Below are 15985 nucleotides of genomic sequence, written 5' to 3' on the forward strand. Positions count from 1 at the left end.
ACCTGCATTGCAAAATAGTAAAAAACGGACTTCCTCACTCCAGCTTGGTCAGCTGTTTAAGTGGAAGTCCGTAATATCGCTTGAAAACGCTCGAGAAGTGCGACTGATCGTAGTACCCGTGTTGAAGCGCCAAATCAGTTAAACTGGAATAGTCTCCGCTGTACAATTCCCCCAGCACGCTTTGAAAGCGGACGATGCCGAGCATCTCCTTCGGGCTGAGGCCAAGTTCCAGTTCAAAGGCTCTTCTTAGATGCCTCTCGCTGAAGTTCACTTTATCCGCTAATTCCGTTACGGAAAGATTACCTTTGACCTCGTATATATACTGTAAGCTCTGATAGACCAAAGTGGGAGCAGGCGACTCGGTCGCAGCCAGTATTTGGCTCAATTGCTGCTCGACGACTTCGATCCTGTCTGGTATCGATTGGGCAGTCAGCAACTTTTCTACCCAATCTAGAGCCTCTTGCCCCCAGAACTCCTCCAAAAACATACGATTTGTCTTTAATGTCGATATTGGAGCCTTCAGGATCGTGCGGGCCGACTCCGAATACAACCGGATGCCCCATACCGAGCGAGCTTTAACAAATTGCAAAACCTCGACTTGCGTCGTTAGTCCAACGACATAAGCGGCTTGCCTGCTTGATGAAGCGAACAGGTCCACTATAATATCGACACAACCATCGGGGATGACTCGATTCCCCGGATTTCCCGGTACCGGCAGAAAATCGACCGTCCAATAGGCTGCTACATGCGACGCTAGGCGACGGCTCGGCGCAAACTCCCGGAAGCAATGTGAGGGGAGATGCAACTGCGGCTGCAAATGTGGAGCATGCAAGGGGTGGTAAGGATGGGGCATCTGCGCTTCTTCCTCCTAACTAAAATGATAAACCTCTTGTTTAACGTCTTTCCCTTAGCATATTACATATTTCTTAGCTAGCGCCAATCCACCAACATCCCTAACCTACGAAAGGAGGGTTTGCTTTAACTGAATAACTGTACTTCTTAGTTCTTTCTCTTGTTCCAAATAAGCGCAGAGCGCTTGAATAACCGACCTCTTTGACTCAGTCTGATCAATCTCGCTATTCAACAATTGAACAATCTCTTGCAATTCTTTACGGCGCTCTGCCCCACCCTTCCATGCTTCAATGATAGCAATCACTCTGCCGAGCAACTCTTCGGTAATCCGTTCTTTTTCACCATCCCAGTTGTTTGAGCCTGAATGAATAAATGTTTCATATGCGCTTTTCCCAAGCAGTCCGTTCGAACCTGACTTGGACATGTGGTTGACTAGCGCATCTATCTTATCAACGATAAACCAAGCTGTATCCTCAACGGACAATAGATTCTCTTCGGAGATGACGCGCTGCAGATAATCTTTTAGAATTGCCCGGTAAATAAAGATCAAATCCCAGAGATACGGTTCGATTCTATGACCATAGACTTCTACAAGCCATGATCTGTGCCACTCCATCATTCGCTCACGAACGTGGTTCCTCAATTTGCGAAAAGTTTCGTATTGCGTAATCGGTAGTTCAATGAAATCCACCATAATATGACGATATTCCATGAAATACTGAAAACGAAATATGATCTGATCCACAAGTCGCTCCTGAGGGCTTCCCGTTCCGATATCTTTCAAACGTTCAGCCTGATCAAAATAGGCCAATTGGCATTGGTCGAAAACCACGCACAACAAATCCTCTTTAGAAGGGAAAAATTTGTACACGGTGCCCTTTGCTATGGAACAGTCCTGGGCTATTTCCTGAATGGATGTTGCCAGATAACCTTTTTCTTTAAACATCTTAGAAGCCGAATAAATGATATCTTGCTTCGTTACGCTCATGCTCATGCATCTCCTCTTGACAACGTTAAACCCATAGTACAAAATTATGAACATAGAGTCAAAGAACTCTATGTTCATAATTTTGTACTAACAGTCAATAATGGACAAACTGAAACTGGAGTGTGATTAATATGAATGAGCATTTATATCAATTTTCTAAAACAGCCTTAATCGTAATCGACTTACAGAAATGGATCGGAAACCAATACGCCCCTCATTCGGCAGAACAAGTTGTCGAACGTGCCTCTGCCATGGTTCAAACTTTCCGTGAGGCAGGTGCTTTCGTTGGACTCGTACGCGTTTCTTCGAAAGATTTCAAAGACATGCCTCGTCCCCTGCTGGATCAAGAACCTCCAGCGATCAAACTGGTGCCTGGTTGGGATGAAATTGTGCCTGAAATTGGAGTCACTGCTAACGACCATCTAATTACTAAGCGTCAGTGGGGTGCATTTTACGGGACGGATCTGGATCAACAATTGCGCCGGAGAGGCATTACTACGATCGTACTCTGCGGAATTGCTTCAGGGATCGGAGTTGATACAACGGCGCGAGAAGCATTTGCTCATGGGTACCAGATAATTTTTGCGATCGACGCCATGACTGGATTCAGCGAGGCAGAACATGAGCACGTTAGCAAAGTCATCTTCCCACGTATCGGCCGAATCCGCACGACCGAAGAGATTCTCGCTTGTGCAGCACTTCAATCATAGATACCCATCAAAGGACTTAATCGCTGAGAGGTATTTTAACAATCACGCATCTGAAATGATACCATGTTATTTTTCTACGACACTGGTCTCTTCAAGTTAAAGCAAGGGCACGCAACAAACAAAGTGACTTTGCTTTAACTTTTCTAAACTATTGGCTCTTAAATCACTACCTAATCTTAGTTGGTGCACTAGTTCATGCCATGACTTATACACTGTTATATCTTTTAAACTTAACAAAAGCAGCCTTGATTCCCGTGGCCAACGCAATGAGATGAGTCCGTACGAGGATGTTTGCCGAAGTTAGGCTTGCCTCACCCTTAGATATTCATCTAATCGGAAAGGGGACTGTGTTCTTGTCTCTCGACAATATATTTCCAACTAAATTGCCGTTTACTTTCCCCTTTCCTTTCATAAATTATCCTGTCCGGGTTAACACAAAAAACCGTCAATCTTTTCAGATGAACTGCTTCAAAAATTCAATTTTTTAACATCAACGATACTGCATGCTTTAATTCCACTGCTTCGTTTGCACAAGCAAAAGGCGGATCTAAGTACCTCTGTACTATCTCAAGGTGTACTTGAGATTTATATCAAGTCCGGTATGTATGACCACCATGCCAAGCAAATGAAAGACATATACTATCACCGAATGATTCAGTTAAGAGAATCTGTACGAAGTTGACTCCCTGTAGAATATCGCTGTTCAATTGAATTTGCTGGAGGGGTATTTGTGGCAATTTCTCTTTCGGATTTCAATACTGCGTCTTGGCATCGTGCGCACATCGGAACAAGAAATTGAAGAAGGTATTGGAATTATAGCCAAAGAATTAGAACATGCCAAACAACAAGTAAAAAGTACTACAACAACATTAATTTGGGTTTAAAGCAATACGAAACTTACCTGCCCGTTAGCTTAATGATTGTTAACAAAGATATGACCTGAATTAGTGTACTGCCCTGCAGTCGTATCTTTGTTAATTGCTATTCAGACTTACCGTTAGTTCCACGTTACGCTTTACCACTACTTGTGTTAAGCTGAACCGTATCATAAGTAGCTCAAAATCCTCATATTGTAGGTACCAATCAAAAACCCCATGCTTAGAAGGCAAATTTAGCATTCATGTGGAAGTAGTCTTGAGAGTCCTTCTCGAGAATAATTTCAATAGGGCACTTAATTTTATGATAAAAAGGAGAATGAAGATGACCGCAAAGTTAACCTTGAACTATACGGATGGAGATTTCATTGAGAAGATAGAAATACCCATTTACGATGAGTATCGCAAGAATACCTCTTTTGGGCTGTATCATTTAAATCGCAACCCTGCCCTTACGGTTCACAAAGAGTTATTCGTTATCGATGAATCAGGAATTGCCCCAGAATCGATGTTTCATAGTGTTACAGAATTTTGCGAGAAAATTATTCCTTATTTATTGAGCAGGAAGAATGAGTCCCTATTTCTATATGGGGAGTACTACGATGCAGAAAAGGATAAGATGATAGACATTGATGATATTGAGATACTCTGTTTCATAGGCGGAGAAGCCACGGAACAAGGAGAAAAAAGTAATCTATGATAAAAATCAGAGACGCTGGAGTAATGTCCGTGTCTCTTTTTTTTCTGCACTCCAAAATTGTAAACTTGAAGTTATTCATCTTCTAATAAAATTGACCAGATCTGGCTAGAGGTCCAAAAATAAGAGCGTGAGCTTCTCATCATTTATATCATTCACTTTAACTACTTGTGGTACTATTCGGCGCATTATCGTTTAGAGCGACATCGAAGACACCCAGTAGGGTGCCTTCGACTTTCTTACTATCTCTCTTTGGCGAGTAGGATAAACGAACTCAAATCCATCAACCAACCTTGTTGGGACACTCGTTCACTGTACAGAACGTGCAAGTGCTGCAACAGAGCCGCGGAAATCGGGTCTGCCATCAGCCGTCCACATAAGCTCTGTTACAAATGTATGGCGATTCGGATCGTACAGCGGATCTCCTATAATGTTCTTGTATGTTCTTGCGTGGAACACAAATAGCGTCTTTTCGCCCGTCTCTGACACCGTGAAGGAATTATGACCAGGACCATACATAGAGATGCTCTCATCTGTCGAGAAAACCGCTGTGTGTGACTTGCGCCATGAGGTTGCATCGAGCAAATCAGCATCCGCATCAGCTTCAAGCAGTCCCATGCAATAATTGAAATCAGTAGCGCTAGCCGAGTAAGAAAGGAATACCCGATTACCGTTGCGAAGAAATGCCGCGCCTTCGTTCACTTTATAACCAATGATCTCCCAGTCATATTCCGGCATCGAAATCATCGTTTGCGGTCCAGTCAGCGTCCACGGATTGCTCATTTTAGATATATACAGATTAGAGTTACCTGCGATATTCGGATCCTTTTGTGCCCATACGTAATAACGGCTGCCATTATGCTCAAAGATAGTGGCATCAAGGGAGAAGCTTTCCCACGCGGTACGAATCTGTCCTCTTTCCGTCCAACTGCCTTCGAGCGGATTGGCATTTTCATTCTCTAGCACATACATCCGATGGTCGAACAAGCCTTCATTCGTATCAGTCGTGTGTGCGGCAGCAAAATATACGTACCATTTGTCATCAATAAAATGCAGTTCAGGCGCCCAAATATTGGCACTAAGGATACCCGTCTCGCGCTTTCTCCAGATCACTACTGGAGTTGATGTAACAAGCCCCTCAAGATTCTCAGCTCTACGGATTTCAATTCGATCATACTCCGGAACGGATGCTACGAAGTAATAATAACCGTCCGAATGTCGGTACATAAAAGGATCTGCTCTCTGCTCTATTAATGGTTGAATGTCGTGTAACGCTCGTTGCTGGATTTCCATTTTATCACCTGTTTCATCTTAATTTTTACTACCCTTTAACAGCACCTGCAGTCATACCGTCTATGAAATATTTCTGGAAAGCAATAAACAGGATGAAAATTGGAATGATGGAGAAAAAGGAGCCCACGATCAAGAGGTCATAGTTATTGCCATAAGGAGTTAACAGCGTTTTCAAGCCGATTGGAAGTGTGAATTTACTCTGATCTCCGAGCACCATGAATGGCCACAACAGATTATTCCAGCTATTCATCCCATTCAAAATGGCCATTGCCGCAAAGGATGGCTTCATAATCGGCATAATTAGTCTGAAATAAATCGCATACTCATTTGCGCCATCGACCCGCCCAGATTGAATAATCTCTTTGGGTATGCTTCTTAGATATTGCCTAAAGAAAAATATTGTCGCGGCATTGGCTATACCCGGCAGAATGATTGCTGAATAGCTATTCACCATTTTCAAATCATTAATTAGGCTGTACAAAGGAACCAGCAGTATTTCGAAAGGCACCATCATAATGAGCAAAACACATATAAAGAGGAAGTTCTTACCTTTAAAATCATAGGCTGCAAAACCGTATCCAACAAATGCGCTTACAAAAAGTGTTAAAATCACTTGAACGATTGTTAAAGTCATACTGTTCCAAAACCAAACAAAATAATCATGTTCTCCAGTAAACAGATAGATGAAATTGTCAAAACTCATAATACTAAAATCCAAACTTAGGTTAAGACCATATCTAATTAATGATTCACCTGGTTTGAAGGAAGATAGGGCCACTGCATAGAATGGGATCATAATTATAACGAATAGTAGAACGAAGAAACAAATAATAACTATTCTGGAAATGAAATTATCCCTCGTCTGACTTTTGCCCACTTTAATCCTCCTCCTTTTTGAACATTCCACTAAATTTCAACTGCGTTAAATTAATAATCATAGCAATGATTAACAGAATGATACCAACTGCAGCTGCGTAACCCAGCTTATTTTTCTCAATCCCCTGTCTATATAGATATCCGACAATGGTTAAGCCAATATTTTTAGGTGAATTGTTACCGTTAAACATCATCAGGCTCTCGGTAAACATAGCTAAACCTGCATAAACACTAATGGTCGTAACATATACCGTGGTCGGCTTCAATAATGGCATTGTGATCGTTCTAAACTTCTGCCAGGCAGATGCTCCATCAATTGAAGCGGCCTCATAATATTCATTGTCAATGCTTTTCAAACCGGATAGATAGTAAAGCATATTAACACCTGTCCATCTCCAACATGCGAGGATTAACAGTGCTGCCATACTCCATTCTCCGTCTTTCAAGAATTTAATAGGCTCTACACCAAATAGACCCAGGAAACTGTTCATTAATGAACCTTCCATTTCACCGAATGTAAGGCGGAAAATGGTACCCGCAACTGCGACAGATGTCAATGCAGGGAGAAAGAACGACGATTTAAAAAACTCTCTTCCCATCATTAACTTACTGTTGATCATCACGGCGAATAACATGGGAAAGGGAATTAACAGCACTAAGGTTCCTAACATGTACACAACGCTATTTTTAATAGCCGTCAAAAACACTTTATCTGTAAGCAATTTCGAATAATTCGCTTCACCAATCCATTTAGGATCCTGTCCCAACATCTTATCTTGAAAGCTCATGACGAATGAATTTAGAAGCGGATAAAACCAGAAGATCAGAAATGTAAGTATAAATGGCAATACAAAAACATAAGGCGCGACTTTTTGAGAGTATACAAATTTCTTTATCATATTCTCAATCTCCCTTGACTAAGGTTAAACCTGCCGACCACTATACCTGCCGACAGGTTTAATCAAATCATTTGCTTATACTATTTATTTCAATTCTTGTTCAATTGCTTCTTGTGCTTCATCCAGCGCTTCCTTCACGTCTTGGCCATCTTCAAAGATCGCATTCAAAGTAACCGTATTGAAGACATTGCCGATCGTCGGTGATGCTTTAACGGATTTGATCGCTTGAATTTCGTCTTTGATTTCATTCAAAGTATCAAATGCGTTTGTTTTAAAGTATTGGACGTATTCATTATCAGGGTTTTTCGTTACTGCATCATCTTTCCATACTTCCATGTTGATTGGATCGAATCCAAGCGTATTCCAGATTTCAGTAGTAGCTTCTTTCGAAAGCTTAGCAAAGGCTACAAATTCTTTTGCCAGCTGAACGTCTTTACCATTCTTAGTTACAACTGTGCCAGTACCACCTAAGCCAACAGAACGAGGATTCCCTTCTTCAAATACAGGCAAAGGAGCAATGGCATATTTACCTTTAAGGTCCTTCATTTCGTTTACAAAGCGGGACATGTACCACTCAGGCATCAATGCGCTTGCGTAGTTGCCTTTGTTGTATTCGCCTTTGGCTTCTTCTGTGTCGGGTTGTCCTCCAGGGATCGTATGAATAACATTGTTCTTCTGCAGATCGACTAGCATTTCATACGCTTTAATCATTTCAGGCGAGTTCACTTTTGGATTACCATTTTCGTCTGTAAAATCAGCGTTTTGCTGAGCTAGCAGCAGCGATGCTTGCCACGTAGCTGATGTATCGGCAGTACCTAAGTACTTGCCAGTCTTTTCATAAACCTTGATACCTGCTTGTTTGTAATCTTCCCACGTTTTGATTGTCTTGTAGTCAACACCTGCTTGCTCGAGAATTTCAGTGTTGTAAAAAGCAAGCGTAGCACCTACGTGATAATCGAAGCCATAAACCTGATCGGCTTTGGAGTATATCTCGACACGTGAAGGAACAACAACGTCATTGTAGGGTGTAAATACATCATTCAAAGATTCCAGTGGAACGTTATCACCTTCCAAGAATTTAGGGAATTGACCAAGCTCGATATCCGCGATATCAGGAGCACCTTTTCCGCTTGTAACTGCCAATAAGAGTTTATTGTGCATATCATCGTAAGGCATAACTGTTACATTCAACTTAATCTGTTTGTCTGGGTTCTGTTGGTTCCATAACCCCAGCATTTTATCCAAATGCTTGCCGTGCAAATCTACAAATGTCCAAAATGATAATTCTGTTGCATTCTCACCGGCATTAGTGCCTAATTGCTGTGTTTCCGTTTTTGAATCAGAAGGATTACCACATGCTGTAAAAACAAGTGACATAATAAGGAGTGTAACGATGGAGATTAAAGCACTGCGTTTTTTCATTTGTTCGTCATCCTCTCTTTTTTGTTATGCATTTGAAAAGTCGGCTGACTAGTTAGTTCTGTTAATTTAAGCGGTTTCAATTCACCTTGGCACCACCATCCTTAACATATTTCTAACCGTTCAAAGAAAAGACCCCTTCGCAGCAATTTCTCAGATTTCATATTGTAAGCGCTTTACATGCCGTATTATAATATAGATAAAATATGCTTTATATAACCAATTGATTATAAAATCATAAAGTTTATGGGGAGATGCAACTTTTTGAAAAAGCTGGCGCTCTACAAACAAATTCGAGAAGATATTATTCAAAAAATTAAATCAGGGCGGCTTCGGCCAACGGACCGCATTCCTTCTGAGCAAGAACTAATGGACGAATTCAGAGTAAGTAAAATAACCGTCAAGAACGCGCTAACCTTACTAGCTGACGAAGGATTTATTATACGCGTACAAGGCAAAGGCTCATTCGTCTCTTCTAGTCTTGCTGTTTCTAGCATCAATTCTCCACCTTCCTCACCCAGCGCGCCCTCCATGCCGCTCATCGGCTTCATCATTCCGACGATGAGAACCCGTGTCATTCAGAAGCTCGTTGACTACACGGAACACTTCCTGCAAGAAGCCGGCCTCAGCATGGTACTAAGCATCACGCGCGAGTCCTCCTCTATCGAGTCAAACGTCATTCATACACTAACGGAGCTCGGTGTGAAGGGGCTGATCGTTTTTCCAACCGAAGATGAGAAGTACAACGAATCATTACTCCGTCTGTCGCTCGATAAATTCCCGTGCGTGTTCATCGACCGATATCTGCGCAACATTGAGACCTACACCATTACATCCGACAATTACGGCGGTGCATACAAGGCGGTCTCCCATTTGCTATCCAAGAGACATCAGCAGATTGCGCTCATCTCACCTGAAAATGCCAATACAGCCATAGAGGATCGCACGCTCGGCTTCGAGCAGGCGTACACAAATCAAGGCATCTCGATTGACAAGAGCTTGTGGTGTCACATCCCTCTCGACATTCTACGCAGCGAGCAAGCATTAGACTATGTAATTGACTTCATGCAGGACCACAGTGGAATTTCGGCAGTCTTCTCCTTGACTGAAGAAACAGCACGCCTTACATCGGCGGCTATCAGTCATCTAAACGTTCGCTCAACTATCGAACTACTATCATTTGATAATCCACATCTTTCAGGCGTAGCTTATGTACAGCAGGATGAACAGGAAATGGCACGAATAGCCGTAAAGCTGTTACGTGAACAAATGGAATATATTTATTCTCCTAAGAACGCCGTCATCCCTGTTCAACTCATCTTCCCTTGACATACACCCATTAAATGCTCCTGTTGAGCCGTCGATATGTATAATGCTTTAATAATAATGTTGATCGGTCCCTTACTAAACAATTTTCATAAGCTCTTGTCTGCACAAATAGCGCAATTCTGACCACCCGTTTTTCCAATGGCTTGTCCACCGTAAGATTTTGATTTCAAAAAGGATCGGAAGAGATCTATATCAACTGCCGTATTATGCGTGAAATACTATTGAATACGAATTCCTGCTAAGTCACCTTAATCAGCTGCATTGTATTTATTCTAAGGGTATACCCGTGTGCTAAATAAAGAGCAGCTGCCCGCCGGCTAACTGCTCTACTTTGTTGTAGATTAATGAACTTATATTAGAGTTTGCTTCTCCAATCTCTTAATACAGGAGACCTAAGTTTAGTAATTTCCGTTTTTTTATTCGCTAACGGATAAAGGAGGGCATCCCCCCTACTTCGGGAATTGCCGGACCGTCAACAGTAAATCAGACAACTTTTTAAGGGTCGCAGCTTTGTACTGGTTCCCGGGCTTTAATGTCGTTACATTTTTCCATCGTGATATTATTTTGATAACTACCTAATCCGAAAGGACATCACGATAAACGCAACAAAAGAGGTCCTTGCCTTTTCGGCATAGACCTCTTTGTCATTTCATATACAACATACTTCGCCCCATTTAGCAACATAGTGCACCTTGGTCGCGGGAATATGTTGTTAAATTATTTAGATTCCGTACTAGTGCTGTTGTTACTGTTGTTACTGTTGTTGCTGGTACTCGTGCTTGTGCTGGAGTCAGTGGACTGTTCGGTTTGATCTTTTCGCTGACCTCCACCAAATCCTCGTCCTCCGCCTCCCATGCCTTTACCACCCATGCTATCGCCCAATTTGGACAGGTCGATGGATGAAGCATCAACTAGGGAATCTGGACTAGCCTGCTGTTCATCCGTCGTGGCAGGGATATCTCCGTCCAGCTGTCCTTGTATACTTTCTGCACGCAGTTTACCCAGTTTGGACAACTCGGCTACAGCCTCCTCGTACTCATCATACGTTACGAATGCCGTAGGATCTGCCTTCACCGATTCTGCGATCAAGTCGTTCAGGCTTTGCACCTTCTCCTCAAATTTTCCATCCGCAAAGTAACCATCCACAATCTCTTGCAGGTATTCATGATACTTCTCTTTGTACTCTGACACCTCAAGCAATTTGCTCAAGATAGGCCGTTCCTCCATGGTGACACCGGATACCGGCGTGTCGATCGCCAGATTCACGACATCGGATGCGCTACCCGACATAAAGCCACCGAATGCTAAGTTGTAGTCCCATGGTAACATACTAATTTTTCCGTCATTTTCATACAAATAATAGTTATGTCCCATGTTGGACGTATAGCTGTCCAGATTCACTACGACTGTATGCGCCGCAAAATATTTCAGCACGGCATCCACATCCACATATTTCTCCAATTCGGTGCCTGTGCTCAAGTTTTTGAGAGCTTCGATTACACGTTGTTCATCTTCCTCCGTTGTCTTCGTTTTGGCATTGTCGAAGATTGCGGAATAACTGGAGATTTCATCATCCGTATATTCTAGTGAAACGCCGCTGCCTCCGCCGTTCATGCCGCCAAAGCCACCGTTTCCACCCATGCCTCCCTGCGGCCAACCATTCTCACCATATTCACCTTGCATCCTATACATATCCGGGAACCCAGTGCCATATGGAGGTTCCATGCCTTCCATCGGAGCTCGGGCAGTCTGTTGATCTCCGTCGGCAGTTGTATCTCCTTGAGTTGGAGGATTGCCTGCCGGCATCCCCATACCATTGTCATCATTGTTCGGCTTGTATATTTCACCTTCATCATTTTTGGCACGGGTTTTAAATGAGCCATCGATATCTTCAACAGCCAGATAAAGTCCCCAGGTGTCCCCATTAACGCTAATGTTTGCAAAAGAGAACAAAGGGGCATCCACACCAATATAGCTCATGATGTCGTAACTTAGGTATTCCTTCATATAACTACTGTCCTGGATCATGTTATTAACGACGAGTTTATCAAGCCCCTCCCACGTTTGATCTTTGACATATTCATCAAATTTAATTTTGAAGCTATAACGGTCTGTCGTATCGTCTTGCGCCACTTGACTTAGGCTGGAGTTACCTTTTGGACGAATGCCGACGTTTTTGATCGTTGTTCCATTAATCGTGATATCAGCGGAAATGTACGTTTCATCCATTGGGTTATCAAGCATTTCTTGCCATGCATCTTCTTCTGCGTCAATGGAGATGGACATGATCTGTGTTTTATCAAACTGATCTGCATATGCTGTTGTTTGCGCCGTTCCGTCAGATGTGCTTTGATTCTCTGTACTCGTTTCGTTCGCAGTTCCTTGGCTGTCCGAACTGCAAGCTGTTAATACTGAAGAACATAATATCGCCACCCAGGCCAGCTTGGTCCATTTGTTTAGTTTCATTTTTCATCCACCTCTTTGAGTGCTAATCTCTGATATGAAATCATTTTAAAAACCTTTACTTAAATGAATCTGAAATGTATGATAGTTAAATTTTAAAAAAAACCCAAAAAGCCGCACACTGGCGACTTCTTGGATTGATATTTACGTTCCGAATACAGCTCTGATTAGCAAGTCGTTTCAACCAATTACACTAAAAATGAAATTCCTGACTGGGTTTATTTTTACTGTACAAGACTTCTACAGTCCTTATAAAGGATCCCTTATTATTTATATAAATAATAACTTATAGTTATGGAACCACGCCGGCAGCGAACTATCCACTATCCTTCTGTTAGTTGAACAAAAGCAGCCGACATTCATGACGACAAATCCTAAATCGTAATTGTGGCGTTAAGTTATTTGAACCGCTTAAATAATGCCGTACGTTTTAAAATCAATTTGCTGTATTTGCACTACTTTCTTAGTTAATTATTCAAAGATAAGTGCCATTTCTTCTTGGAATAGAGGTTTACCACAAGGTTCATATTTAGATCGTAAGCACAGCTTTGCCTGAAAAACCGCGATTGATTAATTGACGTGCTACGGAATCAATCTGCTCCCAGGATTCTTGGACCGCGATACCCGTCTGCAATTTCCCTGCTTCAACCAACCGAGTGAGCATGGCAAGATCTTGCGAAGGGGCATGGCGGTTCATTTCTTCACCGAGAAAAAAGCTATACAGCGTCCTTCCGCCTAAACCGAGCATGTGCAAAGAAGAAGTATCTGAAGAAGAATGACCCAGGGATACGCAGACGCCTTGTGGGATCAACTGTGGGAAAAGAGCCGCGAGTGTATCTCCGCCAACGGAATCGATGATAAAATCATACGGGCCATTCGTAGAGATGGCTTTCGTCACGTCTTCCCCAACAAGGACTTCATCTGCGCCAAATGCCTTAGCTTGCTCAGCCTTGGACTCGGAACGTGCAACGCCGATTGTATAAGCTCCGGATAAGGCACCCAATTGATGAGCGAATGCACCGACTCCTCCGGTTGAACCAGTGATTAACACTCGCTTGCCTAGCAAGAGTCCGCCTTTACGCAAAGCGTATAGAGCCGAGAGCCCAGCAACTGGTAAGACAGCAGCTTGTTCGAAGGTGATCTCGTCTGGAATTTCAGCGAGAGTCAGGGCAGGTACCGCGATTTGCTCCGCCCAAGCTCCCGTTAGCAATAAACCGACTACACGGCTTCCTTTCTTCGGACCGTCCCCGTTTAAGGCCTCCTGACGTACAACACCGGAGAAATCCCAGCCGGGCCTGCTCGTTTCCTGGCGCTGGATTGCATCGACGACTTCGCCGCGATTTAGCGAGAAAGCTTTAACTTCCACGATGGTCTCCCAAGGTTGTGCTTGCGGTGTTTCGACTTCCTGAATAGTGAATGGATTTTTGTTGTGCGGGTTGACAAAAATCGCACGTATCATAATAAATCCCCCTTTTTTCAACGCATGATGAATTGGTATACTTTGTAGTATATCCACAGCAATTTCATTTCCCAAGTGCAGAACTACACCTGTTTTTTGAAAGGGGGAGAACACCTTGACGACATCGAATCAAGATAGTAGTGCTGCTGATTTAAAACGTGTACTAGACATGATTGAGCGGCTTCGGATACAGCGGCAACAGAACCCGGGTAAGGTTGCCTCCCGGATCCAGAGCATGAAGCGATTTACCCAACAGGAATTGAATGATGAGGCTTGCGGCACATACAAAAACTTGCTGACAGGACGTTCACGGCGCTTGCCTGATCGTCAAACCCTTATGGACATCGCGAATTATTTGGATTGCACAGGCGAAGAACGGAATGATCTGCTTCTTTCGGCAGGGTATGTGCCGATTCCCCTTCCCTTATCTGGACGACAATTGGACCGGGTTCTGGACCAAGCCAGATCCATGCTGCATCAATTGCCTTATCCGGGGATGATCGTGACCGATATGCTGGATATCGTCGGATTTAATGAGGCTTTCTGTAACTTGTTTGGTCTGTCCGATTTCAATTTTGCCTCCAATCCGCCTAATATGATTGATCTTCACTTCAATGAGGATATGCCTATCCGAGCGGCTTCTTCCTTTGACGAGAAGTCGCAGGCCCGCTGGGAATCCCATGGAATTGTTGGCATTCAAACCTTTAAGAGCCACCACCCCGCTCTATTTGTTGACCCTAAATATGCGCGTTTTCATAGGATGATGGATAAATACGCAGAGCTGCATGAGTTTTGGGATAGAGAGGCATGGACAGTAGAGCAGGATTTAAATACGGCGAAACATTTCCTTGCTAGGCAGCCATGCTCAGCAGAACGTAAACCTATACGGTACAATCAATTACACCTTGCTGTGACCTATCAAGCTTACCCGAGAATCGAATTCTTTGTACCGGCGGATGAATCCGCACGGCAAGTATTTGCTGCGTGGGGGTGTGCTACTGATTGTTCATTTAAAAGTTGGCACTACGTATGATATAGAATGTTTTCGAAGTAACGTCAATAAAGATCTCAATAGTTGACTATACGGTGGTGAATGCTGAGGCTCATCGTCAGGTAACCGGAATCGCAGAACCAAAAGTAAGAGAAACATCAGAATAGCTGCAATTCCGTACATCCATCGCCACCCAATGGATCCGCCAATAGCGGCTGGTTATAATAAATATTGGCGACCGCAAGTCCTGATGCAATCGCCAACGTTAACAATAATGGCTTACTTAGATCATTAGGCATCTCGGAACTTGCTCATATCAGGCGTTGGCAATTTTTCGCTCTTATTAAGCGAGGCAATTCGTGTGACTTCTTCATCCGAGAGCGTAAAATCAAAAATGTTATGGTTTTCCATCATTCTGATTTTATTAAACGATTTAGGGATGGTCACAAACCCGCTTTGAATGTCCCATCGAAGAATGACTTGAGCGACAGATTTATGGTGCCTTCCTGCAATTTCAAGCAGTGTCGGGTGGTCATTTAGTAGTCCCTTCATCAGCGGCGACCAAGCTTCCATTTGAATCTGATGCTGTTTGCAATACGTACTCAGTTCATTACGTGTTAGGTGAGGGTGAAACTCGACCTGATTAACCATAGGTTGAATGGTAGCAACTGACTTTAGCTGTTCCAGGTCGGCGATTTCGAAATTGCTAACTCCGATTGCACGAACCTTCTTTTGGATGTATAGCTCTTCTAACGCCTTCCATGTTTCGTGTGATTTCCCTTCCACGGGCCAGTGTATCAAATACAAATCCAGATAATCCAGTTTTAGCGCTTCGAGGCTTTTGTTAAACGCTGTAAGGGTAGACTTGTACCCCTGATCCCCATTAGCCACCTTTGTAGTAACGAAAATATTTTCACGATTCACACCAGACTCAATAATGGCCTGTCCAACTTGATTTTCATTGCGATAAGCGGTCGCAGTATCGATGCTCAGGTATCCATTTTGCAATGCATATTTTACAGGCTCTGTTGCATCTTCACGCTCCGCTGTCCAAACACCAAGACCCATCCAAGGCATTTTCACACCATTTCGCAAGACGGTAAAAGTATCATTCATATTGTTATCCTCCTAAAG

14 protein-coding genes are annotated in these 15985 nt (G+C 43.1%); 4 read left to right on the forward strand and 10 right to left on the reverse strand.

Going from position 1 to position 15985, the window contains the following annotated elements; all coding sequences use genetic code 11:
* Positions 1-34 precede the first annotated feature (34 nt).
* Positions 35-853 carry a helix-turn-helix transcriptional regulator gene (locus F4V51_RS14920; protein WP_153978596.1) on the reverse strand — a complete coding sequence of 273 codons (819 nt, stop codon included), beginning with the start codon at positions 851-853 and terminating at the stop codon, positions 35-37.
* A 105-nt stretch (positions 854-958) separates the two neighbouring features.
* Positions 959-1840 (reverse strand): TetR/AcrR family transcriptional regulator, encoded by an 882-nt coding sequence (locus tag F4V51_RS14925; RefSeq protein ID WP_162009937.1) that lies wholly within the window; start codon positions 1838-1840, stop codon positions 959-961.
* A gap of 131 nt (positions 1841-1971) precedes the next feature.
* Between F4V51_RS14925 and F4V51_RS14930 the strand changes: the two genes are divergently transcribed.
* Together F4V51_RS14930 and F4V51_RS28850 are read left to right on the forward strand one after the other, a co-directional pair.
* Positions 1972-2550, forward strand: a complete 579-nt coding sequence (locus tag F4V51_RS14930; protein WP_153978598.1) for an isochorismatase family protein — start codon at positions 1972-1974, stop codon at positions 2548-2550.
* A 1200-nt stretch (positions 2551-3750) separates the two neighbouring features.
* A complete protein-coding gene (locus F4V51_RS28850) occupies positions 3751-4125 on the forward strand; it encodes a hypothetical protein (protein WP_167301671.1) in 375 nt (124 codons plus the stop codon).
* A 306-nt stretch (positions 4126-4431) separates the two neighbouring features.
* Here F4V51_RS28850 and F4V51_RS14935 read toward each other — a convergent pair whose 3' ends face one another.
* From F4V51_RS14935 to F4V51_RS14950, 4 genes are all read right to left on the reverse strand, one after another.
* Positions 4432-5415, reverse strand: coding sequence for a glycoside hydrolase family 43 protein (locus F4V51_RS14935; RefSeq protein WP_153978599.1), 984 nt, complete (start codon positions 5413-5415; stop codon positions 4432-4434).
* A gap of 28 nt (positions 5416-5443) precedes the next feature.
* Positions 5444-6292: a carbohydrate ABC transporter permease gene (locus F4V51_RS14940; RefSeq protein WP_193722503.1), complete on the reverse strand. Its 849-nt coding sequence runs from the start codon at positions 6290-6292 to the stop codon at positions 5444-5446.
* A gap of 1 nt (position 6293) precedes the next feature.
* Complete coding sequence (locus F4V51_RS14945) at positions 6294-7190, reverse strand: carbohydrate ABC transporter permease (RefSeq protein WP_153978600.1); 897 nt, start codon at positions 7188-7190, stop codon at positions 6294-6296.
* 84 nt (positions 7191-7274) lie between these two features.
* A complete protein-coding gene (locus tag F4V51_RS14950) occupies positions 7275-8612 on the reverse strand; it encodes an ABC transporter substrate-binding protein (RefSeq protein ID WP_153978601.1) in 1338 nt (445 codons plus the stop codon).
* A gap of 261 nt (positions 8613-8873) precedes the next feature.
* Between F4V51_RS14950 and F4V51_RS14955 the strand changes: the two genes are divergently transcribed.
* Positions 8874-9938, forward strand: coding sequence for a GntR family transcriptional regulator (locus tag F4V51_RS14955; protein ID WP_153978602.1), 1065 nt, complete (start codon positions 8874-8876; stop codon positions 9936-9938).
* A 717-nt stretch (positions 9939-10655) separates the two neighbouring features.
* Here F4V51_RS14955 and F4V51_RS14960 read toward each other — a convergent pair.
* Complete coding sequence (locus tag F4V51_RS14960) at positions 10656-12404, reverse strand: CotH kinase family protein (RefSeq protein ID WP_153978603.1); 1749 nt, start codon at positions 12402-12404, stop codon at positions 10656-10658.
* A 526-nt stretch (positions 12405-12930) separates the two neighbouring features.
* Complete coding sequence (locus F4V51_RS14965; RefSeq protein ID WP_153978604.1) at positions 12931-13860, reverse strand: zinc-binding dehydrogenase; 930 nt, start codon at positions 13858-13860, stop codon at positions 12931-12933.
* A 115-nt stretch (positions 13861-13975) separates the two neighbouring features.
* Between F4V51_RS14965 and F4V51_RS14970 the strand changes: the two genes are divergently transcribed.
* The gene (locus F4V51_RS14970; protein ID WP_153978605.1) at positions 13976-14893 is read left to right on the forward strand and encodes an MmyB family transcriptional regulator; all 918 of its coding nucleotides are present in this window, start codon (positions 13976-13978) and stop codon (positions 14891-14893) included.
* Between the two features lie 116 nt (positions 14894-15009).
* Here the strand turns inward: F4V51_RS14970 and F4V51_RS28855 are convergent, their stop codons facing one another.
* Together F4V51_RS28855 and F4V51_RS14980 are read right to left on the reverse strand one after the other, a co-directional pair.
* Positions 15010-15150 (reverse strand): hypothetical protein, encoded by a 141-nt coding sequence (locus tag F4V51_RS28855; protein WP_153978606.1) that lies wholly within the window; start codon positions 15148-15150, stop codon positions 15010-15012.
* Complete coding sequence (locus F4V51_RS14980; protein WP_153978607.1) at positions 15143-15967, reverse strand: aldo/keto reductase; 825 nt, start codon at positions 15965-15967, stop codon at positions 15143-15145. The genes F4V51_RS28855 and F4V51_RS14980 overlap by 8 nt, the downstream gene beginning before the upstream one ends.
* Positions 15968-15985 lie beyond the last annotated feature (18 nt).

It is taken from the genome of Paenibacillus xylanilyticus, from assembly GCF_009664365.1.
Lineage (GTDB): Bacteria > Bacillota > Bacilli > Paenibacillales > Paenibacillaceae > Paenibacillus > Paenibacillus xylanilyticus_A.